This is a genomic window from Nocardia sp. NPDC057440, assembly GCF_042802915.1.
Taxonomy (GTDB): Bacteria; Actinomycetota; Actinomycetes; order Mycobacteriales; family Mycobacteriaceae; genus Nocardia.
This window is the reverse complement of the sequence record NZ_JBHVDF010000011.1, coordinates 129,276-151,854: the sequence shown is the minus strand read 5'-3', so window position 1 is coordinate 151,854 and position 22,579 is coordinate 129,276. Positions and strand designations below refer to the sequence as shown.

Annotated in this window: 23 protein-coding genes; 15 read left to right on the top strand and 8 right to left on the bottom strand. The window is 67.5% G+C overall.

From position 1 onward, the window contains the following. Positions 1–187: 187 nt before the first annotated feature. The 3 genes from ACFU4Z_RS23150 to ACFU4Z_RS23140 all read left to right on the top strand — a co-directional run bounded on the left by ACFU4Z_RS23150 (position 188) and on the right by ACFU4Z_RS23140 (position 1,763). Complete coding sequence (locus ACFU4Z_RS23150) at positions 188–448, top strand: hypothetical protein (RefSeq protein ID WP_379066316.1); 261 nt, start codon at positions 188–190, stop codon at positions 446–448. A gap of 123 nt (positions 449–571) precedes the next feature. Continuing rightward, positions 572–1,099, top strand: a complete 528-nt coding sequence (locus ACFU4Z_RS23145) for a hypothetical protein (protein ID WP_379066314.1) — start codon at positions 572–574, stop codon at positions 1,097–1,099. Between the two features lie 31 nt (positions 1,100–1,130). Next, positions 1,131–1,763 (top strand): DUF2461 domain-containing protein, encoded by a 633-nt coding sequence (locus tag ACFU4Z_RS23140; RefSeq protein WP_379066312.1) that lies wholly within the window; start codon positions 1,131–1,133, stop codon positions 1,761–1,763. Between the two features lie 7 nt (positions 1,764–1,770). On the opposite strand, the gene ACFU4Z_RS23135 is transcribed toward ACFU4Z_RS23140, so the two are convergent. Both ACFU4Z_RS23135 and ACFU4Z_RS23130 read right to left on the bottom strand, forming a co-directional pair. Further along, the gene (locus tag ACFU4Z_RS23135) at positions 1,771–2,688 is read right to left on the bottom strand and encodes a ribonuclease Z (protein ID WP_379066310.1); all 918 of its coding nucleotides are present in this window, start codon (positions 2,686–2,688) and stop codon (positions 1,771–1,773) included. A gap of 6 nt (positions 2,689–2,694) precedes the next feature. Next, on the bottom strand, positions 2,695–3,879 hold the full coding sequence (locus ACFU4Z_RS23130; protein ID WP_379066308.1) for an aminotransferase class V-fold PLP-dependent enzyme: 1,185 nt from the start codon (positions 3,877–3,879) through the stop codon (positions 2,695–2,697). Between the two features lie 205 nt (positions 3,880–4,084). Between ACFU4Z_RS23130 and egtA the strand changes: the two genes are divergently transcribed. The 5 genes from egtA (at position 4,085) to egtD (ending at position 8,842) form a co-directional block, all read left to right on the top strand. Then, on the top strand, positions 4,085–5,437 hold the full coding sequence (egtA, locus tag ACFU4Z_RS23125) for an ergothioneine biosynthesis glutamate--cysteine ligase EgtA (protein WP_379066306.1): 1,353 nt from the start codon (positions 4,085–4,087) through the stop codon (positions 5,435–5,437). Next, a complete protein-coding gene (locus ACFU4Z_RS23120; protein ID WP_379066304.1) occupies positions 5,434–5,589 on the top strand; it encodes a hypothetical protein in 156 nt (51 codons plus the stop codon). Before egtA ends, ACFU4Z_RS23120 begins: the two co-directional genes overlap by 4 nt. Positions 5,590–5,591: 2 nt before the next feature. Then, positions 5,592–6,929: an ergothioneine biosynthesis protein EgtB gene (gene egtB, locus ACFU4Z_RS23115; protein ID WP_379066534.1), complete on the top strand. Its 1,338-nt coding sequence runs from the start codon at positions 5,592–5,594 to the stop codon at positions 6,927–6,929. Between the two features lie 87 nt (positions 6,930–7,016). Then, positions 7,017–7,874: an ergothioneine biosynthesis protein EgtC gene (egtC, locus tag ACFU4Z_RS23110; RefSeq protein ID WP_379066532.1), complete on the top strand. Its 858-nt coding sequence runs from the start codon at positions 7,017–7,019 to the stop codon at positions 7,872–7,874. After that, positions 7,871–8,842 (top strand): L-histidine N(alpha)-methyltransferase, encoded by a 972-nt coding sequence (gene egtD, locus ACFU4Z_RS23105; protein ID WP_379066302.1) that lies wholly within the window; start codon positions 7,871–7,873, stop codon positions 8,840–8,842. Before egtC ends, egtD begins: the two co-directional genes overlap by 4 nt. Positions 8,843–8,857: 15 nt before the next feature. On the opposite strand, the gene ACFU4Z_RS23100 is transcribed toward egtD, so the two are convergent. After that, positions 8,858–9,430: a TetR/AcrR family transcriptional regulator gene (locus ACFU4Z_RS23100; protein ID WP_379066300.1), complete on the bottom strand. Its 573-nt coding sequence runs from the start codon at positions 9,428–9,430 to the stop codon at positions 8,858–8,860. An 82-nt stretch (positions 9,431–9,512) separates the two neighbouring features. On the opposite strand from ACFU4Z_RS23100, the gene ACFU4Z_RS23095 reads away from it, so the two are divergent. The 3 genes from ACFU4Z_RS23095 to ACFU4Z_RS23085 all read left to right on the top strand — a co-directional run bounded on the left by ACFU4Z_RS23095 (position 9,513) and on the right by ACFU4Z_RS23085 (position 12,167). Then, the gene (locus tag ACFU4Z_RS23095; RefSeq protein ID WP_379066298.1) at positions 9,513–10,190 is read left to right on the top strand and encodes a lysophospholipid acyltransferase family protein; all 678 of its coding nucleotides are present in this window, start codon (positions 9,513–9,515) and stop codon (positions 10,188–10,190) included. Positions 10,191–10,346: 156 nt separating this feature from the next. After that, positions 10,347–11,993: a fatty acyl-AMP ligase gene (locus tag ACFU4Z_RS23090; RefSeq protein ID WP_379066296.1), complete on the top strand. Its 1,647-nt coding sequence runs from the start codon at positions 10,347–10,349 to the stop codon at positions 11,991–11,993. Between the two features lie 45 nt (positions 11,994–12,038). Beyond that, a complete protein-coding gene (locus ACFU4Z_RS23085; protein ID WP_379066294.1) occupies positions 12,039–12,167 on the top strand; it encodes a hypothetical protein in 129 nt (42 codons plus the stop codon). A gap of 51 nt (positions 12,168–12,218) precedes the next feature. Here ACFU4Z_RS23085 and pth read toward each other — a convergent pair whose 3' ends face one another. Both pth and ACFU4Z_RS23075 read right to left on the bottom strand, forming a co-directional pair. After that, positions 12,219–12,800 (bottom strand): aminoacyl-tRNA hydrolase, encoded by a 582-nt coding sequence (gene pth / locus ACFU4Z_RS23080; RefSeq protein ID WP_366526988.1) that lies wholly within the window; start codon positions 12,798–12,800, stop codon positions 12,219–12,221. 24 nt (positions 12,801–12,824) lie between these two features. After that, the gene (locus ACFU4Z_RS23075) at positions 12,825–13,436 is read right to left on the bottom strand and encodes a 50S ribosomal protein L25/general stress protein Ctc (RefSeq protein WP_379066291.1); all 612 of its coding nucleotides are present in this window, start codon (positions 13,434–13,436) and stop codon (positions 12,825–12,827) included. Positions 13,437–13,743: 307 nt separating this feature from the next. On the opposite strand from ACFU4Z_RS23075, the gene ACFU4Z_RS23070 reads away from it, so the two are divergent. Continuing rightward, complete coding sequence (locus ACFU4Z_RS23070) at positions 13,744–15,387, top strand: peptide chain release factor 3 (RefSeq protein ID WP_379066289.1); 1,644 nt, start codon at positions 13,744–13,746, stop codon at positions 15,385–15,387. A gap of 12 nt (positions 15,388–15,399) precedes the next feature. Here ACFU4Z_RS23070 and ACFU4Z_RS23065 read toward each other — a convergent pair whose 3' ends face one another. After that, positions 15,400–15,981, bottom strand: a complete 582-nt coding sequence (locus tag ACFU4Z_RS23065; protein WP_379066286.1) for a nuclear transport factor 2 family protein — start codon at positions 15,979–15,981, stop codon at positions 15,400–15,402. A 106-nt stretch (positions 15,982–16,087) separates the two neighbouring features. Next, the gene (locus ACFU4Z_RS23060; RefSeq protein ID WP_379066284.1) at positions 16,088–16,966 is read right to left on the bottom strand and encodes an Abi-alpha family protein; all 879 of its coding nucleotides are present in this window, start codon (positions 16,964–16,966) and stop codon (positions 16,088–16,090) included. A 381-nt stretch (positions 16,967–17,347) separates the two neighbouring features. Between ACFU4Z_RS23060 and ACFU4Z_RS23055 the strand changes: the two genes are divergently transcribed. Together ACFU4Z_RS23055 and ACFU4Z_RS23050 are read left to right on the top strand one after the other, a co-directional pair. Continuing rightward, positions 17,348–18,664: a hypothetical protein gene (locus tag ACFU4Z_RS23055; protein WP_379066282.1), complete on the top strand. Its 1,317-nt coding sequence runs from the start codon at positions 17,348–17,350 to the stop codon at positions 18,662–18,664. After that, the gene (locus ACFU4Z_RS23050; protein WP_379066280.1) at positions 18,655–19,554 is read left to right on the top strand and encodes an Abi-alpha family protein; all 900 of its coding nucleotides are present in this window, start codon (positions 18,655–18,657) and stop codon (positions 19,552–19,554) included. Before ACFU4Z_RS23055 ends, ACFU4Z_RS23050 begins: the two co-directional genes overlap by 10 nt. Before the next feature lie 7 nt (positions 19,555–19,561). On the opposite strand, the gene ACFU4Z_RS23045 is transcribed toward ACFU4Z_RS23050, so the two are convergent. Next, positions 19,562–21,352, bottom strand: a complete 1,791-nt coding sequence (locus ACFU4Z_RS23045; RefSeq protein WP_379066279.1) for an ABC-F family ATP-binding cassette domain-containing protein — start codon at positions 21,350–21,352, stop codon at positions 19,562–19,564. A gap of 301 nt (positions 21,353–21,653) precedes the next feature. On the opposite strand from ACFU4Z_RS23045, the gene ACFU4Z_RS23040 reads away from it, so the two are divergent. Beyond that, complete coding sequence (locus tag ACFU4Z_RS23040) at positions 21,654–22,571, top strand: LLM class flavin-dependent oxidoreductase (RefSeq protein WP_379066277.1); 918 nt, start codon at positions 21,654–21,656, stop codon at positions 22,569–22,571. Positions 22,572–22,579 lie beyond the last annotated feature (8 nt).

Sequence of the window (22,579 nt, the reverse complement as noted above, 5' to 3'; positions counted from 1 at the left end):
CGCTTGTTTTAATAATTTGGCCCCGCCAGCGTAATTTACACCCCCACGCCCTTACAACCCCCCCCGACCCGGGGGCGGGCCACCCCGGGCCCCGCCCCCCGTTTCGCGTTGGCGGTCCGCCGCGGCGGGCACCGTTCGCCCGTGTCGGGTCCCGTTCGCGGGATGGGCAGCGGAGGATACTGGTCGTATGGACCGTGAATCGCTGGACACCGACATGGGGGACGACAAGCAGGCGGACGAGATCAGGGCCTACGAGCGCAATATCGAGGATCCACCCGCCGACCTGCTGATTCGTAACCATGAGAACGACGACGACGGCCGCCTCGGCATCGCCGAGGAGCTCGAACAGGAGTGGACGCCACTCAGTCAGGCCGCCGAAGACGCCGAAGCGGACGAACGCCCCGCGGAGGTCGCCGCCATGGAGATCATCGACGATTCCGAGGTGTGACACCGATCCCTGCTGAGTGAACAGGCCCGACGCGCCGGGAAATCGGACCGCGTGATCGTGAGAGGGCCGGCTCCACCGTGGTACCCCCACAGAGCGCGACCGGACACACACGAGGAGGGCGTCATGACTACTCCGCAGCATCCCGGCAACGATGACAAGGCGGCCGCGCCGACCGGCAGCGCACCCCCATCGCCCGACGACGAAGCACCCGCGGCGCAACCCGGCAACGCGCCACAACCCACCGGCGATGCGCCACAGCCGCCGGATGCCGGATCACCGTCGCCCGCCGAAGAACCTGAGCCGCGGCAGCCTTCGGGCACGAAGTGGGCAACCCCCGCGTCCAGCGCAGAGCAATCGCCCTACGGCGGGTTCCCCGCCCACACCGAGCAGCCGTATCAGGAGTACGGTGCCGCACCGCGGCGTTCCGGCGCTCAGGTCTATTCGATCAGCGCCTTCGTCTGCGCGGCGCTCTCGCTGCTGTTCTGCCCCATCCTGTTCGGTCCGGCAGGCATCATTCTCGGCGTCGTCGGCCGCAACAAGGGCGAATCCCTCGGCAAGGTCGCCACCGTCGTCGCCGTGGTCGCCATGGTCATCGGAATCGTCGTGAGCTACATCGTGCTGTCCGGCGACGTGTTCCCCGACCAGAGTTGACCGGGGAGCCCACCGGGTAGATTTTTCTCCCATGAGCGGATTCGGTGGGTTCCCCTTGGCGGGATTGGACTTCTACGAGGACCTCGAGGCCGACAACTCCAAGGCCTTCTGGAATGCGCACAAGGACGTCTACGAACAGTCGGTGAAAGCGCCGATGGTCGCACTCGCCGCGGAACTGGAGCCGGACTTCGGCGCCGCGAAGATCTTCCGCCCGTACCGCGACGTCCGCTTCTCGAAGGACAAATCGCCGTACAAGACCGCGCAGGGCGCGGTGGCAGGCGTCGCACCGGGCACCGGGTGGTACGTGCAGATCAGCGCGGCCGGACTGTTCATCGGCGGCGGCTTCTATTCGGGCTCCCCCGCCCAGGTCGCCCAACTGCGCGCCACCATCGCCGACGAGGTGCGCGGCGCCGAGTTGGAGGCCATCCTCGCGAAGCTCACCAAGGCGGGGTACACGATCGGCGGAGACAAGCTCAAAACCAAGCCGAAGGGCTATGAAGCCGACCATCCCCGCATCGACCTGCTGCGCCACAAGTCCCTCACCTGTAGTAAAGAATTCGGCGCTCCGCCATGGCTCGACAAGCCGAGGGCCGCGAAGGAGATTCGCGCCGCGTGGGAAGGGATGCGTCCCCTCATCGAATGGCTTGCGGCCGTCGTGGGATGAGCCCGGCCTAGCGACGGGGCGGCAGCGGGATTCTCGCCAGGTCTTCCGCGACGACGATCGGGCCGGTGAAATGCTGTGCGGCTTCGGCGAAATGCGCGTCGAGGTCACGGTACCGCTGGGAGAAGTGCGTCAGGACAAGCGTGCGCGCGCCCGCTGCCGCGGCGGCCCTGGCCGCCTGTCCCGCGGTGAGGTGCCCGTACTCCTCGGCGAGGCCGGCGTCGGCATCCAGGAACGTCGCCTCGATCACCAGCATGTCCACCTCGGCGGCCAGTTCGTGAACGCCGGCGCAGAGCCGAGTGTCCATCACGAACGCGAAACTCTGCCCCCGCCGCGGCGCGCTGACTTCGGCCAGAGTGACTGTGCGCCCGCCCCATTCGATCGAACCCTCCCGCTGCAACTGTCCGACGACCGGTCCGCGCAGCCCGATGGCGTGGAGCCGATCCGGCAGCATACGGACACCGTCGGGTTCGGTGATCCGGTAGCCGAAGGCCTCGACCGGATGGGACAACGGCACCGCGGCCATGGTGAAGGGCGCGCCGGAGGCGTCCAGCGAGCCTGGCCCGGTGATCGGATGCTTGCGCAGTTCGACCGTGCGATGGAAGGCGGTGGCATTTTCGAGCCGGTCGAGATACTGCTCGCCGGAGGCGGGGTAGTACACGTCGACCGGGTGTGGGACTCGGTCCAGATTGATCCGCTGGATCACCCCGGGCAGGCCGAGGCAGTGGTCGCCGTGGAAGTGGGTCACCGCGATGCGCGTGATATCGGTGACCGACACCCCCGCATACGTCATCTGCCGCTGCGTGCCCTCGCCGGGATCGAAGAGCAGGCCCTCCTGGCCCCATCGGAGCAGGTACCCGTTGTGGTTGCGCTGTTTGGTCGGCACCTGGCTCGCGGTGCCGAGGACGACGAGTTCGCGTGGTGACACGGGTGCTCAGAGCGCCGCGACGGCGGCCACGAAACGGTCCAGCTCCTCGAAGCTGACGAAGCAGTGCGGGGAGGCGCGGACCACGGACGCCAGACCGCGCGCGGTCATATCGAGCAGCGTGGAGGAAGCGTGACTGACCGTCACCGTAATATCTTGTGCCGCAAGCTGATCGCGGACATCGACGGAGTCGATGCCATCGACGGTGAAGGAGACGATGCCGTTGTGCCTGATACCGATGTCACGAACGGTGACACCGTCGATCTCGGGCAGCGACTTGCGCAGATACTCCGCGCGGGCCGCGATGGCGGCGTAGACGTCGTCGGGGCCGAGGTCGAGCAGGTACTGCACGGCGGCGCCCAAGCCTAGGCGGGCCGCGACATCGCATTCCCAGAATTCGAACCGTCTCGCGTCGGGAGCGAGGGTGTAGGTGCCGGGCGTCGTCCACCCCGCACTATGCAGGTCGAGACGTTGCGGCACCATCGACGTGGCCAATTCCGGTCGCAGGTAAAGGAATCCGGTGCCGCGTGGTCCGCGCAGCCACTTGCGGCCGGTGACCGAGAGCGCGTCGACGCCGAGTTCGACGACATCGATAGGGAGTTGCCCCGCGGACTGGCAGGCATCCAGCAACACCAGTGCGCCGACCGAGTGCGCGATCCTGGTGGCCTCGGCGGCCGGGTTGACCAGTCCGCCGTTGGTCGGCACGTGCAGCAGCGAGACCAGCTTGACGCGCTCGTCCACCATGGCCGAGAGGGCGTCGAGGTCGAGTTGGCCACTGCTGTCGCTGGGGATGTGCTGCACGGTTGCCCCGGTCGCCTCCGCGCGCTGCAGAGCCGCGATGGCGTTGCTCGCGTAGTCGGCGCCGGAGATCAGGATGCGGTCGCCTGGCGACAGCGGCACCGAGTAGAAGAAATCGGCCCAGGAGCGGGTGGCGCTGTCACTGAGGGCGATGCTTGCCTGGTCGGCGTTGATGAGTGTGCCGATCACGGTTTTCACGGCGGCGAGATCGTCGAGACGTTCGTTAGCTGCACGATAACCACCGACCTCGGCTTCGCGCCGCAGGTGATCGACGACGGTGTCGGTGACAGTCCGCGGCGGCAGTGAGGATCCCGCGCTGTCGAGGAAAACCAGCCCGGTTCCCGAACCCGACGAAATGCCTGGAGTGTCGTCCCGTACGCGATGGTCGTCCAGCATGCCGACGACCATATCCGGTCAGGAGTTCGAAATCTTGTCGCTTTTTTGTCAGCCTCGCTCGCTACCCTGGTTTGAGTCGGCGTACGCGGAATGCGGCACGCTGTCGCAGCGATATACCAGCTACGGCGGACACCAATCCGCCGACCAGGGCGCCCGGACGGAACTACCCGTCCGGTCGCCGACGGACTTATCAGCGGAGGTTGGCATGGCGGTCACGCTGGAACATCCGGAGTCGGTCAGCGCCATCCAGGACGGGGATCTGTCCTCGAGGGTCGCGGCCGAGGCATATGTGGGTGGCGTCTGTTTCAAATTGGGGCCACCGACGCTCATCGGCGCCGAACTCGAGTGGCTCACCGTGCAGGGTGAGTGTTCGACGTCAGGCCGATCGGCCGCTCCCCGCCCGCAACTGGCTGCACTCGCAGCTGCACTCGGACCCTACGCACCGCGGTCCATCGCCCCCGATTCACCGGCGCTCTCGCTGCCGGGGGGCAGCCGGGTCACTCTCGAACCCGGCGGTCAGATCGAACTCTCCAGCGCCCCGTTCGCCGCTGCCGCGCAGCTGTGCGAGGGATTGCGCAACGACTCCCGGATGTTGCGGGATCTTCTCGAATCCCGATCCATCCGCACTGTCTCCGCCGCCGCCGACGCGGACCGCCGCCCCAAACGGGTGTTGCAGCTGCCGCGCTATCGCGCCATGGAGCAGTCCTTCGGCGGTATCGGCCCCTTCGGCAAACTCATGATGTGCAATACCGCCGCCATCCAGGTCAGCGTCGATGCGGGTGCGGATCGCGCGGAGGTCACCGCCCGCTGGAGGGCGCTGTACACGATCGGTCCCGCACTGCTTGCCGCCTTCGCCTGTTCGCCCGCACTGCGTGGTGCGCCGGTGGGCGATTGGGCCTCGCAGCGGATGCGCACCTGGTTGCGCCTCGACCACGCCCGCACCCGCCCACCCGTGGAGGCCTGGCCGGACCCGATCGCCGACTACGGCAGATGGGCGCTGGATGTGCCGCTGCTGTGCGTGCGCAGGCCGGACCCGGCGCACGACGGCGATGGCGCCGCGAACGGACCGGGCGGCAACGGTCACGATCTCGGTTGGTCCGCACCGCCGGGGGCCTCGTTCGCGGATTGGCTTTCCGGCGCGCTGGACGACGAGGTGGGTCGCCGCCCCGACCTCGGAGACCTCGACTACCACCTGACCACGCTGTTCCCGCTGGTGCGCGCGGCGGGCCACCTCGAGGTCCGCTACCTCGACGCCCAGCCCGACGACGACTGGATGGTCCCGATCCATGTGGTCGACGCGCTCATGTCGACCCCTGCCGCGGTGGCCGAGGCGACCGCGGTGGCCGCGCCGCTCGCCGCGCAGTGGCTGCACGCGGCGCGCTGCGGCCTGGCCGACCCGCAGATCCGGTCGGTGGCGGTCGAGCTGTTGACCCTCGCCGAGGCGCATGCGGCGACACCGGATGCGGCCCGCGAGATCGCCGGAGCGCTCCGGCGATCTCGTGATGGTCGCACGCCGGTCGACGAGTCCGTCGCCGACAGCGCAGGAGGCGGGTCGTGATCACGGTTGCGCGCATCGGAGCTTCCTACGCGGGCAGCCGATTCCCCGCCGACGTGCCGACGACCCTCATGGCCGCGCGGGCAGAGGTCGCCAGCAGCGGCCGAATCAGCTCGCGGGCCGACCTCGACCACCTGTGGAGAGCAGTCTCGTGACCATTCATCACCCGAGCACCGACAACACCGAGACCGAACGGCTCCGGGACCGGATCGCCGACATTCTGACCCGGGCGCGCGATCGCACCCTCGCCCTCACCGACAGCCTCGACGAGGCCGAGCTGATCGCCCAGCATTCCCGGCTGATGAGCCCGCTGGTGTGGGATCTCGCGCACATCGGCAATCAGGAGGAGCTGTGGCTGGTGCGCGATGTCGGCGGGCGTGAGCCGGTGCGCGCCGACATCGATGAGCTCTACGACGCTTTCAAGCACGCGCGCGTCAACCGGCCCGAGCTGCCGCTGCTTGACCCGACACAGGCCAGAGGGTATGTCGGCGCCGTACGCGACAGGGTGTGGGATGTGCTGGACCGCAGCGCATTACGCGGCAGGGAGCTCGTCGACGGCGGTTTCGCCTTCGGCATGATCGCCCAACACGAGCAACAGCACGACGAGACCATGCTGGCCACCCATCAGCTGCGGACCGGGCCCGCCGTGTTGTCCGCGCCCGCAGCGCCGACGGTGACCACCCCCGTCAGCGGCGAAGTGATCATTCCCGCGGGGGAATTCACCATGGGCACGTCGACCGAGCCGTGGGCTCTGGACAACGAGCGCCCCGCGCATCGAGTGCGGGTGCCCGCCTTCGCCATCGACGCGGCGCCGGTGACCAACGCCCAGTACCTGGCCTTCGTCGGCGACGGCGGCTACGACCGACCCGAGCTCTGGTCGGAGCGCGGCTGGGCGCATCGCCAGCAGGCCGGCCTCGTCGCGCCGCAGTTCTGGGAGTGCGATCCCGCCGGACAGTGGTGGCGCAGGGTTTTCGGCGTGCGGGCACCGCTACGTCCGCATCAGCCGGTGCTGCACGTGTGCTGGTTCGAGGCCGAGGCCTATGCCAACTGGGCGGGCAAGCGCCTGCCCACCGAGGCCGAATGGGAGAAGGCGGCCCGCGTCGATCCCGCCACCGGGGAGTCCCGCCGGTACCCGTGGGGCAATGCCGAACCCGATTCCAGCACCGCGAATCTCGGGCAGCGGCATCTCGAGCCCGCCGATGTCGGCGCGTACCCGGCGGGCGCGTCCCCGGCCGGTGTGCACCAGCTCATCGGCGATGTCTGGGAGTGGACCGCTTCCGGTTTCGATCCGTACCAGGGCTTCCGCGCGTTTCCGTACGCGGAGTACTCGGATGTCTTCTTCGGTGGTGACTATCGAGTGCTGCGCGGCGGGTCGTTCGGCACCGATCCCGTTGCCTGCCGCAGCACCTTCCGCAACTGGGACCATCCGATCCGGCGGCAGATCTTCGCCGGCTTCCGGCTGGCCCGCGACCTTCGACAGGGTGAAGGCGAATGAGCACGGCAGCGACAGGCCATGATCACCACAGCGGCCGGGATGCCGTGCTCGGCACCGGCTTTCCTCGGCGCTACCCCCGAGCCGCCGATGTGTAGGCAGCTCGGCTACCTCGGCCCGCAGGTGCGGGTGGGTGACATGCTCACGCTCGGAGCACATTCACTGCGCACCCAAGCGTGGGCGCCGAATGACATGCGTCGTGGCGGCACGATCAACGCCGACGGGTTCGGTGTGGCCTGGTGGCGCGACGGCGACGACGACTCGGTGACGGTCAGCCGCTACCGCAATTCGGCGCCGATCTGGACCGATCCGGCCGTCGAAGAGGTACTGCCGCAACTGGAGTCGTGGGCGGTGCTGGCCGCGGTGCGCTCGGCCACCGTCGGCATGCCGATCGAGCGGAGCGCCTGCGCGCCGTTCACCCATGGCCGCTGGGCGTTCAGCCACAACGGCATGGTGCCGGATTGGCGGCGCACGCTCGCCGCGGTAGCCGCGGAATTCGACAGCGCCGCAGCCGAACTCGGTGGCGAGCTGTTCGCGCCGACCCAGTTGCTCGAAGCGGAATCGGCCACCGATTCGGCAACGCTCTGGGTGATTCTGCGCGGCCTGCTCGCCACCGGCGCGCCCGACGGCGAGTGGGGGGCCGCGCCAGCCGCGCTGAGCCTGCTGGTCTCGGCCGTGCTCGCCCACGCCCCGGAATCGCGGCTGAACTTCCTGCTCGGCGATGGCGCCCAACTGTGGGCGACCACCTGGCATCACTCGCTGTCGGCGCTGGTCACCGATGATTTCGCCATCCTCTCCTCCGAACCGTTCGATGACGACCCCCGCTGGCAGCCGATCCCCGATCGGAGCCTGGTCACCGCACGGCCCGGCGCGCTGTCGGTCGATCCGCTTCCCTCCGCACCCGCGTCACCCGAGTACGACGCGATACCGAAAGGCACTGTGCAATGACCGGACCGACGCTGGAGATCTACCTGTCCGACGAGGACCTCACCTCGGCGTTGCGCGCGGATGCCAGGCTCGGGCTCACCGCGGACCCGAAGTGGTTGCCACCCAAATGGTTCTACGACGCCCGCGGCAGCGAACTGTTCGAGCAGATCACCGAACTGCCCGAGTACTATCCGACGCGCACCGAACGCGCCCTGCTGCAGCGGGTTGTCGGCGAGATCGCGCGCACCGCGCAGGCCGAGGTTCTTGTCGAGTTGGGCGCCGGTTCGGCTGCGAAGACTCGACTGTTGCTCTCGGCGCTGACCACCGAGGGTCCGTTGAAGACCTATGTCCCGCAGGATGTCTCGTCCTCGGCGCTGCGCGCGGCGGCCGAGGAGATCGCGGCGGAATTCCCCGGCCTGGCCGTCCACGGCGTGGTCAGCGATTTCACCGACACCCTGCACAACCTGCCCGGCGGCGGCCGCCGCATGATCGCCTTCCTCGGCGGCACCATCGGCAATCTCGTCCCGGCCGAACGCGCCGAGTTCCTTGCGAGCATCCACGATGTGCTGGAACCCGGCGAACAACTGCTGCTCGGGGCCGGCCTGATCATCGACCCCGCCATCCTCGTCCCCGCCTACGACGACGCCGCGGGCGTCACCGCGGAGTTCAACCGAAATGTCCTGCATGTTCTGAACAACCGGCTCGACGCCGACTTCGAACCCGGCAAGTTCGAGCACATCGCCCGCTGGGATGCTGAGAACGAATGGATCGAAATGCGCCTGGCGGCAGGCGAGGACATGACCGTCCAGGTCCGTGATCTCGATCTGACCGTCGAATTCGCCCGCGGTGAACAGCTGCGCACCGAAATCTCCGCCAAGTTCCGCGTCAATGGACTCGACGCCGAACTGGTGGCGGCAGGTTTCCGCACCGAACGGGTCTGGACCGACCCCGACAACCGTTTCGCGCTGGTACTCGCGGCGAGAAGCTAGCCGGTCGCATCTCGTTCAGGCGACGTGCAATTCGATCACTCGGGCGACAAGTGCCCGCACATCGATAGCCGGGCCGACCAGCCGAAGGCTGCGGTTGGCTTGCAGCGCCGCGATGCCGTGCAGATTGGTCCACAGCGCGATCGCCCGCTCCCCCGGCGGACCCGAGCCGGTGTCCGCCGGGGTCGCCTCGTGGACGAGCGCGGCGAACCGCCGGAACAGCGGCAGAGTCGTCGAGCGCAGGTTCTCGCCGGAGCCCTCGAGCAGATCGTGGCGGAACATCAGGGTGAACATCTCCGGCCGCGCTCCCGCGAACTCGACATACGCCGCGCCCATGTGCTCCAGGTGCTCGCGTGCCGTCGTCGCACCCGCCTCGACCGCACCGAACCGTTCGATGAGATCCGCGAAGCCACGGGCCGCGATGGCGGCCAGCAAGGCATTGTGGGTGGGGAAGTGCCTGCGCGGCGCACCGTGTGACACCCCCGCGGCCCGGGTGATCGCGCGCAGCCCGAGCTGGGCCGCGCCGACTTCCTCCAGCAGTTCGACACCGGCACCGACCAGCCGTACCCGCAGTGACTCGTTTCCGACCATGGAGACATGGTGTCCCGTTGGGTAGACACTGTCTACTTCATGCTGTAGACAGTGTCTACAAACAAATCTCTCGGAGGCTCATGTGTGGTACCGGCTGTTCAAGTACGTGTTGCTAGGCCCGCTGCTGCGATTGCTCGGCAGACCCGAAGTGGAGGGGTTGCAGCATGTGCCGACAGAGGGGCCGGTCATCATCGCGGCCAACCACCTGGCCGTGATCGACTCGCTGTACCTGGCACTGGTCCTGCCGCGGCGGGTCACGTTCCTCGCCAAGCAGGAGTACTTCACCGGCCCCGGGTTGAAGGGACGGTTCCAGCGCTGGTTCTTTACCGTCTCAGGCCAGGTGCCGGTGGACCGGACCGGCGGCACCGCGGCCGCCGACGCCCTCGCCGCCGCCACGAAGATCCTGCAGTCGGGCGACGTCTGGGCGATCCACCCGGAAGGCACCCGCTCACCGGACGGCCGGATCTATCGCGGCCGAACAGGTGCGCTGCGCGTCGCCATGGCCACGGGCGCCCCGGTAATCCCGGTGGTGTTGTCCGGCACCGACAAGGTGAACCCGCGTGGTAGCAGGCTCTGGCGCTTCGCCAAGGTCCGCATCGATGTGGGCGCACCGCGCTACTACCCGCCGATCGTCCTGCACACCGAGGCTCCCGCGGCGCGCGTCCGTGCCGCAACCGATCTGCTGATGCGCGAGCTCGCCGAGCGCTCGGGCCGCCACTACGTCGACCACTACGCGGCCACCTTCGGCAACCGCCGCTAGCGGGCATCACCAGCCCAGATCGGCAGGCGAATCGAAAAGTGGGGGTTAACGCCGGGCCGAAATGGCGGGATAGTTGAGAGAGGCCGGGAAAGCGGCCTGCGGTGCGCTCGGGCGACGCGGATCCGGCCACTGCGTTCGTGATGAGGGAGTTGCACGTTGAGCAGGTTCACCGACGAGATGTACGCGACGGCCGACACCTCCACGCACGGGCTTGTCACCGGAGAACCCGACGCCCCGCGGCGGCAGACCTGGGGCGAAATCCATCAGATCGCGCGTCGCATGGCGGGTGGGCTCGCCGAGGCCGGGATCGGCCGCGGCGATGCCGTCGGCGTGCTCGCCGGTCTGCCTGTCGATATCGCGCCCGCATGCCAGGCCATCTGGATGCGGGGCGCGTCGATCACCATGCTGCACCAGCCGACCCCGCGCACCGATCTGGTGATCTGGGCTCGCGACACCGAGACCGTGCTGACCATGATCGAGGCGCGGGCCGTGGTGCTCGGCGCTCCCTTCGAGGCCGCGGAGCCGCTGCTGCGTGAGCGCGGCATCACGGTGGTGCGCATCGATCAGCTGCACAACGGCGAGGACACCGATCCGGTGCCGACCACCGAATCCGATATCGCGTTGCAGCAGTTGACTTCCGGGTCGACCGGATCGCCCAAAGCCGTGCAGATCACGCACGCCAACTTCTTCGTCAACGCGTACGCCATGTTCGATCGGGTGAAGTTCCAGCTCGACGACGATGTGATGATCAGCTGGCTGCCCCTGTTCCACGACATGGGCATGGTCGGATTCCTCAGCGTCCCGATGCAATTCGGCGCCGAGGTGGTGTGCGTGACGCCGCTGGACTTCCTGATGCGCCCCTTGATCTGGGCCGAGTTGATCGACAAATACCGCGGCACCGTCACGGCGGCACCGAATTTCGCCTACTCCCTGCTGGCCCGCCGACTGAAGCAGGCGGAGGCGGGATCGCTGGATCTCAGCAGCGTCCGCTACATGTGGAACGGTGCGGAGCCGGTCGATCCCGACACCATGGACGCGCTCGCCGCGGCCGGTCAACGCTTCGGGCTCAACCCGATGGCACTGACCCCGGTCTACGGCATGGCCGAGACCACCCTGGCAGTCTCGGTCCCGGACCCGGGCCACGGCCAGGTGCTCGATATTGTCGACGCCGACCTGCTCGAGGCGCTCGGCAAGGCGGTGCCGGTACACGACGCCCATGGGCACCATGGCAATGTCCGCAGACTGCCGACGCTGGGCTACCTGGTCGACAACCTGGCGGGCCGGGTGGTCGACCCCGAACGCCAGCCACTGCCGACCCGATCGGTGGGCGTCATCGAATTGCGCGGCCCGGCGGTGACGGCCGGCTACATCACCGTCAACGGCTTCCGCTCCGCGCAGGACGACGAGGGCTGGCTCGACACCGGCGACATCGGCTACTTCACCGAAGAGGGTCTTGTCGTGGTCTGCGGCCGCATCAAGGACGTCATCATCATGGGCGGCCGCAATATCTACCCCACCGACATCGAACGCGCCGCGATGCGCGTCACCGGCGTCCGGCCGGGCAATGCGGTCGCAGTCCGTCTCGACGCCGGTGAGAAACGCGAAAGCTTCGCGGTGGTGGTGGAGAGCAACGACCACCAGAACGCCGACGAGGTCAAACGCATCGAGCGCGAGATCGTGCACGCGGTCTTCACCGAGGTCGGCTCCCGTCCCCGCACCGTCGCGGTCCTCGGTCCCGGCGCGCTTCCCAAGACCTCCTCGGGCAAACTCCGCCGCGCCGCCACCGCCGTGCACCTGCGCTGAACATCCGCCCGCTCGGCGCAGCGACGAAATTCCGCCACGGCCGTCGTGCTGGACGGCGGATTCGATGATGGTGAGGGTCACGCAGCGTTCGTCTTCGGAATCGCCCACGCCAAAGTACTGGCGTTCGGCAAGGGCGAGTACTACACCCGGGCCCGCTATCGCTTTCCCGGCTGACCATGCGGCATACCTTGTACCCGTAGGGAATTGGTGCCGAATCGAGCGAACTCAGTGCAGCTGGTTCTGTGCTGTCTCCAGCCCGACGCGCAGCAGCAGCTCGACCGCGTCGGCGGTCTGCTCGACGATCACCGGCACTTCCTTGCGCTCGGGGGCCGAGAACGGTTTGAGCACATAGTCCGCCGGATCCTGACGACCGGGCGGACGGCCGATGCCGAACCGAACCCGCAGGTAGTCCTTCGTGGTCAGAGCGCTGGACACGGACCGAAGACCATTGTGGCCGCCCTCGCCGCCGCCGCGCTTGAGTCGCACGGCGCCGAAGGGGAGATCGAGTTCGTCGTGGATGACGATCACCTCGGTGAGCGGCACGGAGAAGAAGCGGGCCAGTGCGGCGACCGGGCGACCGGACAGGTTCATGAACGATCGCGGTTTGGCGATCAGCACCTGACGGCCGTCGAGGCGGGCCTGCAGTAGATCCGCGCCCGACTTCTTGTGCACGGCAAAACGGCCGCCGACGCGCTCCGCGAGCACGTCGGCGACCATGAAGCCGACATTGTGCCGGGTGCGCTCGTATTCGGGACCTGGATTACCCAGTCCGACTACGAGCGCGGGCCCGGTCGTGGATTCGGTCATGAAGTAACCGACCCGTTGGAGTTCTTACTCGGCGCTCTCGACGACACCCTCGGCGGCGGCCGCGGCGGCTTCCTCGGTCTCCTGCGCGGAGGCCGGGGCGGCGATGATGTTGACGATCAGGGCTTCCGGATCGCCGGCCAGGGTGACCCCGCTCGGCAGCTCGATGCCACCGGCGGTGATCTGGGTGCCCGCCTCGATGCCTTCGATCGACACCTCGATGGCCTCGGGGAGCTTGGTGGCGTCGGCCTCGATGGAGAGGGTGGTGCTCTCCTGGGTGATCAGGGTGGCGGAGGCCGCCTCGCCGGTCAGCACGATCTGCACATCGGCGGTGACGCGCTCGCCGCGCTTGATGATCAGCAGGTCGGCGTGCTCGATGTAACGGCGAATCGGGTGCACGACAACGGATTTGGTCAGCGCGAGCTGCTTCTTGCCGTCGATGACGAGGTTCAGCAGCGCGTTGGTGCCGTGCTCGCGCAGGATGGCGGCGAAGTCGCGTGCGTTGAGGGAAAGGTGCTGCGGGTCGGCGGCGTGGCCGTACAGCACGGCGGGGACGTTGCCGGAACGACGGGTGCGGCGGGCGGCGCCCTTGCCGAACTCCGTACGAACGGCGGCTTCGAGAACGTTGGCGTCGGACATGACTGGATCTACTCCCTACGGCTCTTCCGGGCTTGGTCAACAGTGCTCACCAGGGACTGTTTCCGCCCTGGCTCTAAGTTGGTCAACTCGTCGGGCGAAGACCGAACGAGGACGGCCGGAAGCCGAGCCGCGTCGATCACGGTGAGCGCAAAGGTCTGCGGTCACCCTCGCCGAGACAACCCGAACACCATAGCGCAGTGGTCATGCGCGAGGTGAATCGGGTGGTTACCGTGCGTCGAGCAATGGTCATACCGGTCGCGTACGCTGGAGCGGTTGCCGATCGGACGTCTGCGAAAGGGTGTTGAAGTTGACCGCCTCCACTGAGGGTGTCGTCGCGCCCACGCCGCGCGGGCTGCCCGCCGAGGTTGCCCGGCGCCGCACCTTCGCGGTGATCTCCCACCCCGACGCGGGCAAGTCGACGCTCACCGAGGCGCTCGCACTGCACGCCAAGATGATCTCCGAAGCGGGCGCGATCCACGGCAAGGCCGGACGCCGCTCGACGGTCTCGGACTGGATGGAGATGGAGAAAGCCCGCGGCATCTCGGTCTCTTCGACCGCGCTGCAGTTCAATTACCGTGCTGCGGGCTCCGATGTCGACAGCGTGATCAACCTGGTCGACACCCCCGGTCACTCCGACTTCTCGGAGGACACCTACCGGGTGCTCACCGCCGTCGACGCCGCGGTCATGCTCATCGACGCCGCGAAGGGCCTGGAACCGCAGACGCTGAAGCTCTTCCAGGTGTGCCGCCACCGCGGCATCCCGGTGATCACCGTCATCAACAAGTGGGACCGGCCGGGCCAGGCGCCGCTGGAGCTGCTCGACGAGATCCACGAACGGATCGGCCTCACGCCGACCCCGCTGTTCCTGCCCGTCGGCATCGCGGGCGACTTCCGCGGCCTGCTGCGCCGCGGTCCCGACGGCGCCGCGGTCGAATACATCCACTTCACCCGCACCGCGGGCGGCGCGACCATCGCGCCGGAGGAATCGCTGACACCGGAATCCGCCGAAGCGCGCGAGGGCGAAGCCTGGACCACCGCCGCCGAGGAGAGCGAATTGCTCTCGGCCACCGGACAGGACCACGATCAGGAACTGTTCCTCGCCGGTCAGACCTCGCCGGTCATCTATGCCTCGGCGATGCTGAACTTCGGTGTCCGGCAGCTGCTGGAGGCACTGGTGGCGCTGGCGCCCGCGCCCGGCCCGCGCCCCGATCTGTCGGGCACGGCGCGCAACACCACCGACCCGTTCAGTGCGGTGGTGTTCAAGGTGCAGGCAGGCATGGACGCGGCACACCGCGACCGGCTGGCATTCATGCGGATCGTCTCGGGCGAGTTCGAGCGCGGCATGGTGGTCACGCACGCGCAGACCGGCAGGCCCTTCGCGACCAAGTACGCGCTGACCGTGTTCGGTCGCGAACGTTCCACTGTCGACACCGCCTACCCCGGCGACGTGGTCGGCTTGGTCAACGCGACCGCGCTGGCGCCGGGACACACGCTGTTCGTGGACAGGAAGGTGGAGTTCCCGCCGATCCCGTCGTTCGCGCCGGAACACTTCGCGGTACTGCGCGCGCAGAGCGCGGGCAAGTACAAGCAGTTCCGCAAGGCCATCGACCAGCTCGACTCCGAGGGCGTGGTGCAGGTGCTGCGCAACGACATCCGCGGCGACGCCTCCCCCGTGCTCGCGGCCGTCGGCCCGATGCAGTTCGAGGTGGTCACCGCGAGGATGATGGCGGAATTCAATGTCGAGACCAGGATGGAGAACCTGGCCTACACCTTGGCGCGGCGCACCGACGCCGAGTCGTGGCCCGAGCTGAGCCGTCAGCGCGGGGTGGAGGTCTTCACCCGCAGCGACGGCGCGCTGCTTGCTTTGTTCAGCGACAAGTGGCGGCTGCAGTACATCGAGAAGGAACTGCCGAGTCTCACACTGGAACCGCTGGTCGCCGCCGCCGACTGAGCGGTCGCCGCGTCACCCGGCTTCCGGCTCGCGTTCGATCGGGGTAGTGCCGACGGCTTCCGGCTCACGTTCGATCGGGGTAGTGCCGACGGCTCCCGGCTCACGTTCGACCGAGGTAAAGCTGCCGTCCTCCCGCGCGATGAGACCCCAGCGGCTCGAGGTCAGGCGCAGGCTCGGGAGGTCGCTCAGCGAGAGGACCACCTCGTAGGTGCGCTCGTAGCCGGTGTGCGATATGCGCCAGTTGCCGTCATCGCAGAGCACATAATTATCGGTGTAGAACGCCGCGCCGCGCAGCAGCATATTGTGCGCCGGAATAAGCACGGTGTCGGCGAGGTACCAAGTGCCCGTCGCGGTGCCACCATCGACATCGATCTCCGGATGGTCGCATCTGTGCTCGGTGATGACATGCGGACCGAGTGTGTTGCGCATGAAGGCGAGGAAGGCGTCGCGGGACTCGAACTGCAGGTATTCGCTGTAGGTCGCGGTTGCCTCCGGCACCATGGTGTCGGCGAATTCTTCCCACGACTTGGTGTCGAGGGCGCGCAGGTATCGGAACTTCAACCGGCTGATGGCGGACACCGCATCCTGATCCATACCTCAAACAATCCCATTCGAAGCCGCCGTACTGCGGGATTTGCGGGATTTGTATCAGATTGCTATGACCGCGCCGCCCGATTCGGAAGGTCGTCGGCGCCGAAGATCAACTTCCGATCGTGAAGCAGGTGCGGCAGAAGTCCTCGCCGAACTCGGTCAGCCGCAGACTCTTGCGCACGATCTTCGGCGCCCGGCCCGCTTTCTTCAGCGCCGCTTCGACCTCGGGCTGCACTTCCAGCACCATGTAGCGGCTGAGCACCACCGGGTCGTCCGAGGTCAGCGTCAGCCCGAGCCGGTTGAGGTTGATCAGATAGGTGCGCGACCGATCGGGGTAGCGGACGCCCGCCTGCTCCGGCACCGAGGTCAGATCACCGGTCACCAGCTCCGAGCCGATCCCGAGCGGCCGATTGGTCCGCACATCGACCGAGGGCTGCGGGCCGTTCAACGCCATGAAGCGCAGAATGCGCGCCTCGTCCGGAGCCAGCTCGTCGAGAATGCGGTCGTAGGCCGGATGGACGTCCTCGGAGAAGTAGACATCCGCCGAGCGGGCCAGCAGCGCGTCACCGCGGCGACGCAAGTCCTCGATGGAGGCCGAATGCAGCGGCGCGCCGAGGCCGATCGCCTGCTGCGCGGCCGGGCCGTTGGAAGTCGGTACGTAGCTGACGATTTCGCGCACCGAGCCCTCGGTGACGCCGAGCGCGCTGCGCGCGATGGACCGCAGAGCATTGCCGGTTCGCTCGGCGATGTCGGCCGAGGACTCACCGTCCAGCGCGGCCTGGGTGATCTCCTTGGTCATCTCATAGGAGGTGTTCACCGCCCACTGACTGCCGCGCACCACGGTGCCCGCGGCCAGCCCTGCCGCCCGGAACACGCCGCGGATCAGCCGTGCCTCATTGCTGATCTGCCGCTGTTCGACATCCGAGCTGCGCTCGACCGCGCGGGAACCGGCCCGGGCCATGTCCTGTCCGGTCCTGTCGTCTGCCACGTCCTACTCCGATGTATTGCCTAGTGAACGAATACGCCCACAGATTATTGCCCGACAGCCTTCCAGGTATGCCCAACTCGCCAGCCGTGTGGCTTCCGCTCACAACTCGCCGCTCACGACCGGCCCCCGCACCGACGCGAACCCCAAGCACCCGTACCTGTGGCGAGTGGGATGTGGTTGGTCGTCATTGTCTCCGCTCCGGATGGACAGTACGACATTCTGGACACACACTGTGACTGATGTCTCAGACAATCCAGTGTGGCCCGCCACACTGAATGTTGGCTCCATTCCGCACCTCACAGTAGGGTCCAGTCGCCGACAGGGTGCTACTTTGAGTTCCCGGTGAAGCGGCGATCACCGGTATATCGGCAGGAGGGTGTCGTGTTAGAGAGTGTGTTCCACCCAACCATTGCGCTGGAACTGATTACGATTCCGCTCTTCACCGGCATCATCGGCTACATCACCAACTGGACCGGTGTCCTGATGCTGTTCCGTCCTATCGCCTTTCACGGCATCCGATTACCCGGACTGCGTGCGTTATACCCGTACCTGCCCAAGCGAATTCAGGTACTGCCGCTGCTGAGCTACGACGGCCGAATCGGCTGGCAGGGCATCGTGCCGTCACGTGCGGACAAGATGGCGAGCATTGCCGTCGACAAAGGGCTCGCGAAACTGGGCAGCGTCGCCGACTTCTATCGAGAGATAGAGCCGGACGCCCTCGCCGAACATTTGACCACTATCGCGGAAACGCAAATCCACGACATCGTCGAGGAAATCTTGCGCCGCGAACATCCACAGTTCTGGTACAACCTGCCGACCCAGGTGCGCGACATGGTGCACGACCGGGTCCGTCAGCAACTGCCCGAAATCCTGCGTAACCTCACCGACGAACTCGGCGCGAATATCGATCAGCTGCTCGATGTGAAACAGATGGTCATCCGCTATTTCCAGGCACGACCGCAGCTGCTCAATCAGCTGTTCCAGGTGCTCGGCGCCAAAGAGCTGCGGTTCATGATCAACTTCGGCTTCTACTTCGGCGCGCCGATGGGCGCCGTGCTCGTCGCGATCCTGCACGTGACCGGGTGGTCCACCCTCGCGGTGCTGCCGATCGGCGGCGTCGTCATCGGCTGGGTGGTCAACTGGGTCGGCATCAATATGATCTTCGCGCCCGCCTACCCGAAGTGGTGGTGCCCGTGGCGGCAAGGCCTGCTGATCAAGCGGCAGTCCGAAATCACCGCGGGCTACGCGGAATTGGTCTCCAGCCAGGTCATGACTGTCGCCAACATCGGCGACGAACTCCTCAACGGTCCGCGCTCGGACCGCACGATGCAGATGCTGGAGGACACCCTGCGCCCGGCCGCCGACCGGGCGCTCGGACCGGCGAAGTCGGCGGTCAAATTCGTGCTCGGCAGCCGGGAGTACGACGCGCTGCAGTCGACGCTCACCGCGGAGGCCATGAACATCGCCCCGATCGCGTTCGCCGATCCGGAGTTCAACGTCCGGCAGGGCAAGCAGATCAACGAGTACATCGCCAAGCAAATGTCCGCTCTATCGCCCACCGATCTGGTCGACATGCTGCGATCGGCGATCAAACAGGACGAATGGCTGCTTTTCCTCCATGGCGGTGTGCTCGGCCTGTTTGCCGGATACGCTCATATCCTGATCTTCGGGACAGGAGTGGCAACAGCATGGTGGTGAGGGAACCCGGTGGCGATGGCGACGATATACAGGCCGTCGAGCCTCTAGAACCGGCTGCGCCGTCGAAGGAGATCGCGCGACGGCCCGTCACCGAAATCCAGTTTGCCGACGAATCGCCAACACGCGGAAGACAATCCGGTGTGCGCAAGACCGTGCGCGCGGCGACCGGCGTCGCGCGGGTCGCGGTGACCGCCGCCACCGAGGTCGCCACGTGGAGTTTCGACACCGCACTCGGCGTCGGCGCGACAGTCGTGCGCGGCAGCATCGCCGGTGCGCCACCACGGGAGGTCCTCGCCGAGGCAGAAGCCGAAGTGCGCGACGCGGTGCGCCGAGCGCTGGGCCTGCCTGCCACGCCGGAGCCGCCCGACCCCGCCGCACTGCCCACCTTGCGTGAGCAAGGCGCCGCGCTGCTTCGGTTGTCGGCGAGCACGCAGGGGGAGCACAGCGACAGCCATCCGGCCTTCGCCAGGATGTTGGCGGACCTGACCCCCGACGAGGCGCGCATCCTGCGCTTCCTGCACCTCGACGGGCCGCAGCCCTCGATCGATATTCGCACCGGCCGCCCACGCGGCCTCGGCGCCGAACGAATCATGTACGGCCTCAACCTGATCGGCGAGCACGCGGGACTGCGCTTCCCGAACCGCATTCAGCAATACCTGCCCAACCTGCGCAGGCTCGGCCTGATCGAGTTCGTCAAGGAACCGGTCGGCAACCCGAATCGCTACCAGCTCCTCGAAGCACAGTCCCCCGTGCGTGAGGTACTCAAACGGTCCGGATTCGGTACCAAAGTGCACTACCGCAGCATCGCACTCACCGGATTCGGCGCCGACTTCGTACAGACCTGCCTACCGGTTGTCGTCCAGGATGGCCGCGCCGCAGGCACCAGCTAGCCCGCGCTCAGACGCCTTCGGCCAGTTCCATCCAACGCTCTTCGGCGGCTTCCTTTTCCGTGACCACCTGCTTGAGTTCCGCGCCGAGCTCGAGCAGCTTGCCCGGGTCCGTCGCGGCCTCGGCCAACGCGGTGTGTAGTCGCTGCTCGCGTTCGTCGAACTTCTCGATGGCCCGCTCGAGCTTGGAGAGTTCCTTGCGCGCGGCGCGCAGAGCCGCCGCGTCGGTCACGGGTGCGGACTTCATGTCGGAGGCGCCCGAGCGAATCGCGACATCACCCTGCGCTGCGCGCTTCTTCAGGTACTCGTCGATGCCGCCGGGCAGGTTGGTGAGTTTGCCGTCGCCGAACAGCGCCCAGGTGGAGTCGCAGATGCGCTCGATCAGGTAGCGATCGTGGCTGATGACGACCAGGGTGCCTGCCCAGTTGTCGAGCAGGTCCTCCAGCTGCTGCAGGGTGTCGATGTCCAGGTCGTTGGTCGGCTCGTCGAGCAGCAGCACGTTGGGCTCGGCCATCAGGATGCGGGTCAGCTGCAGCCTGCGCCGCTCGCCACCGGACAGATCCCCGACCGGCGTGCGCTGGCGAGCCGGGGTGAAGCCGAGCCGTTCGGCCAACTGGCCCGCGGAGATCTCCTTGTCGCCGAGCATGATTCGCTGCGCGACCTGTTGCACGGCTTCCAGCACGCGCATATCGGTCGGCAGATCGTCGAGTTCCTGACGCAGCCAGCCGATCTGCACCGTCTGGCCTTGAATGCGCTTGCCGGCGGCCGGTTCCGTGTCCCCGGCCAGGGTGCGCAGCAGGGTCGTCTTGCCGGATCCGTTCACGCCGACGAGGCCGACCCGCTCCCCCGGCGCGAGACGCCAGGTCAAGTCGCGCACCAACTCCCGGCCGTCCGGGGTGGTGAGGGTGGTGTCTTCCAGCTCGACGACGACGCGTCCGAGACGTTTTCTGGCGAACGCGGCCAGCGAGACGCTGTCGCGCGGCGGCGGCACATCGGCGATCAGCGCCTCGGCCGCCTCCACCCGGTAGCGCGGTTTGGAGGTGCGCGCCTTCGCACCGCGCCGCAGCCAGGCCAATTCCTTGCGGGCCAGATTGCTGCGTCGCGCTTCGGAGGCGTCGGCCTGCCGTGCGCGCTCGGCGCGGGCGAAGATCCAGTCGCCGTAGCCGCCCTCATAGCTTTCGACCTTGCCGCCGACGACCTCCCAGGTATTGGTGGCGACGGTGTCGAGGAACCAGCGATCGTGCGTCACGACCACCAGCGCGCTGCGGCGGTTGAGCAGATGCTCGGCCAACCACTGCACGCCCTCGACGTCGAGATGGTTGGTCGGCTCGTCGAGCACGAGCAGATCGAGATCGCGGACCAGCGCGGCGGCCAGGGCGACTCGGCGGCGCTCGCCACCGGACAGGTTGTCGATCGAGGTCTCCAGGCCGAGCCCGGCGATCCCGATGCCCTCCATCACCGAGCGGATGCGCGGATTGGCGGCCCATTCGTGTTCGGCGACATCGTCGGTCATCGCGTCGTCGGCAAGACCGGCCAGCACCACGGAACCGACCGTCGCACCAGGGGGCAGCACGCCGCGCTGGGTCACGACCGCGATACGCAGACCGCCGACTCGGCTCACCCGGCCACTGTCGGGTGGCTCGAGTCCGGTCAGCACCTCCAACAGGGTGGTCTTGCCGCCGCCGTTGAGGCCGACGACACCGATCCGCTCGCCCGCGTGCACGCCGAGCGACACGGTGTCCAGGAGCGGGGTGATCCCGAAGCTCTTGGAGACCTGTTCGAGGTTGATCAGGTTGGACATAGATCCTTCCGAGTAATGCGCGGGCGGAGTGCTCGCCCCGGAGCAAGCGTACTGTTCGGGCTCTTGGCCTACTCAGGCCATACAAGTGGGCGGGCGAAAAGCCCTGCTCCCTATAGGGCGCTCGCCCGATACCCGTCCGGCAGTCACCGATGCGACGATCCGGCCATGGCCATGGCCGCGCTCCAGTCGACGCCGCGCACAGGTTGCGGAACGAACGGCGTTCGTTTACAGTAGCTGTAGCGAACAACGTTCGTTACGAACAATGTTAGTCCGAATGGCGCTCTCGAAGTACAGCCGCAGAATGGGAGCCCCACCTCTACTAGAGGTGCGAGGGGCGGCACGGTTCAACTACCCCTACCTGGAGTTTCTCATGCATATCGGTCTCGGCCTGCCCATTTCCGATCCCGCCGCCCTGCTCGACTGGGCCCGCCGCGCCGACGCGGGCCCCTTCTCCACGCTCGGCCTGCTCGACCGGCTCGTATACGACAACCCCGAACCCCTCGTCGCACTCGGCATGCTCGCAGGCGCGACCAACCGCATCAAAGTGCAGACCGAGGTGCTGATCGCACCGTTGCGTGAGCCGACTCTGCTCGCCAAACAGGCCGCCACCCTCGACCGCATGTCCGGCGGCCGCCTCGTCCTCGGTCTCGGCGTCGGCGGTCGCGAGGACGATCACATCGCCTCCTGCACCGACATCCGCACCCGCGGCCGCCGCCTGGACGAGCAGATGGAGATCATGCGCCGCCTGTGGTCCGGCCAGGCCTACGGCGCCGACTGCGGCCCGGTCGGTCCCGCGCCACTGCACCCCGAAGGCCCCGAGGTGCTCTTCGGCGGTTTCCAGCCCGCCGCCATCGACCGCGTCGGCCGCTGGGGCGGCGGCTTCCTCGCCGCCGCGGCGCCGTCCTGGGCCGGTGGCCTCTTCGATACGGCCCGCCGCTCGTGGACCGAGCACGGCCGCGCGGGTGAGCCCCGCATCGTCGCCCAGGTCAATGTCGCGCTCGGCGCGCCCGAGCTGGTCGAGGAAGCCCGCGCCGCCATGGGCGCCTACTACGAATTCAGTGGCCGGGCCGACTACATGGTCGCCGGAATGCTCACCACACCCGACGAAATCCGTGCCGCCATCAAACAATTCGACGACCTCGGCGCCGACGAAGTGATGCTCTACTGCTACGGCGGCGACGCCGACCAGGTCGACCGCCTCGCCGACGTCATCGGCTAGTCGCGAGT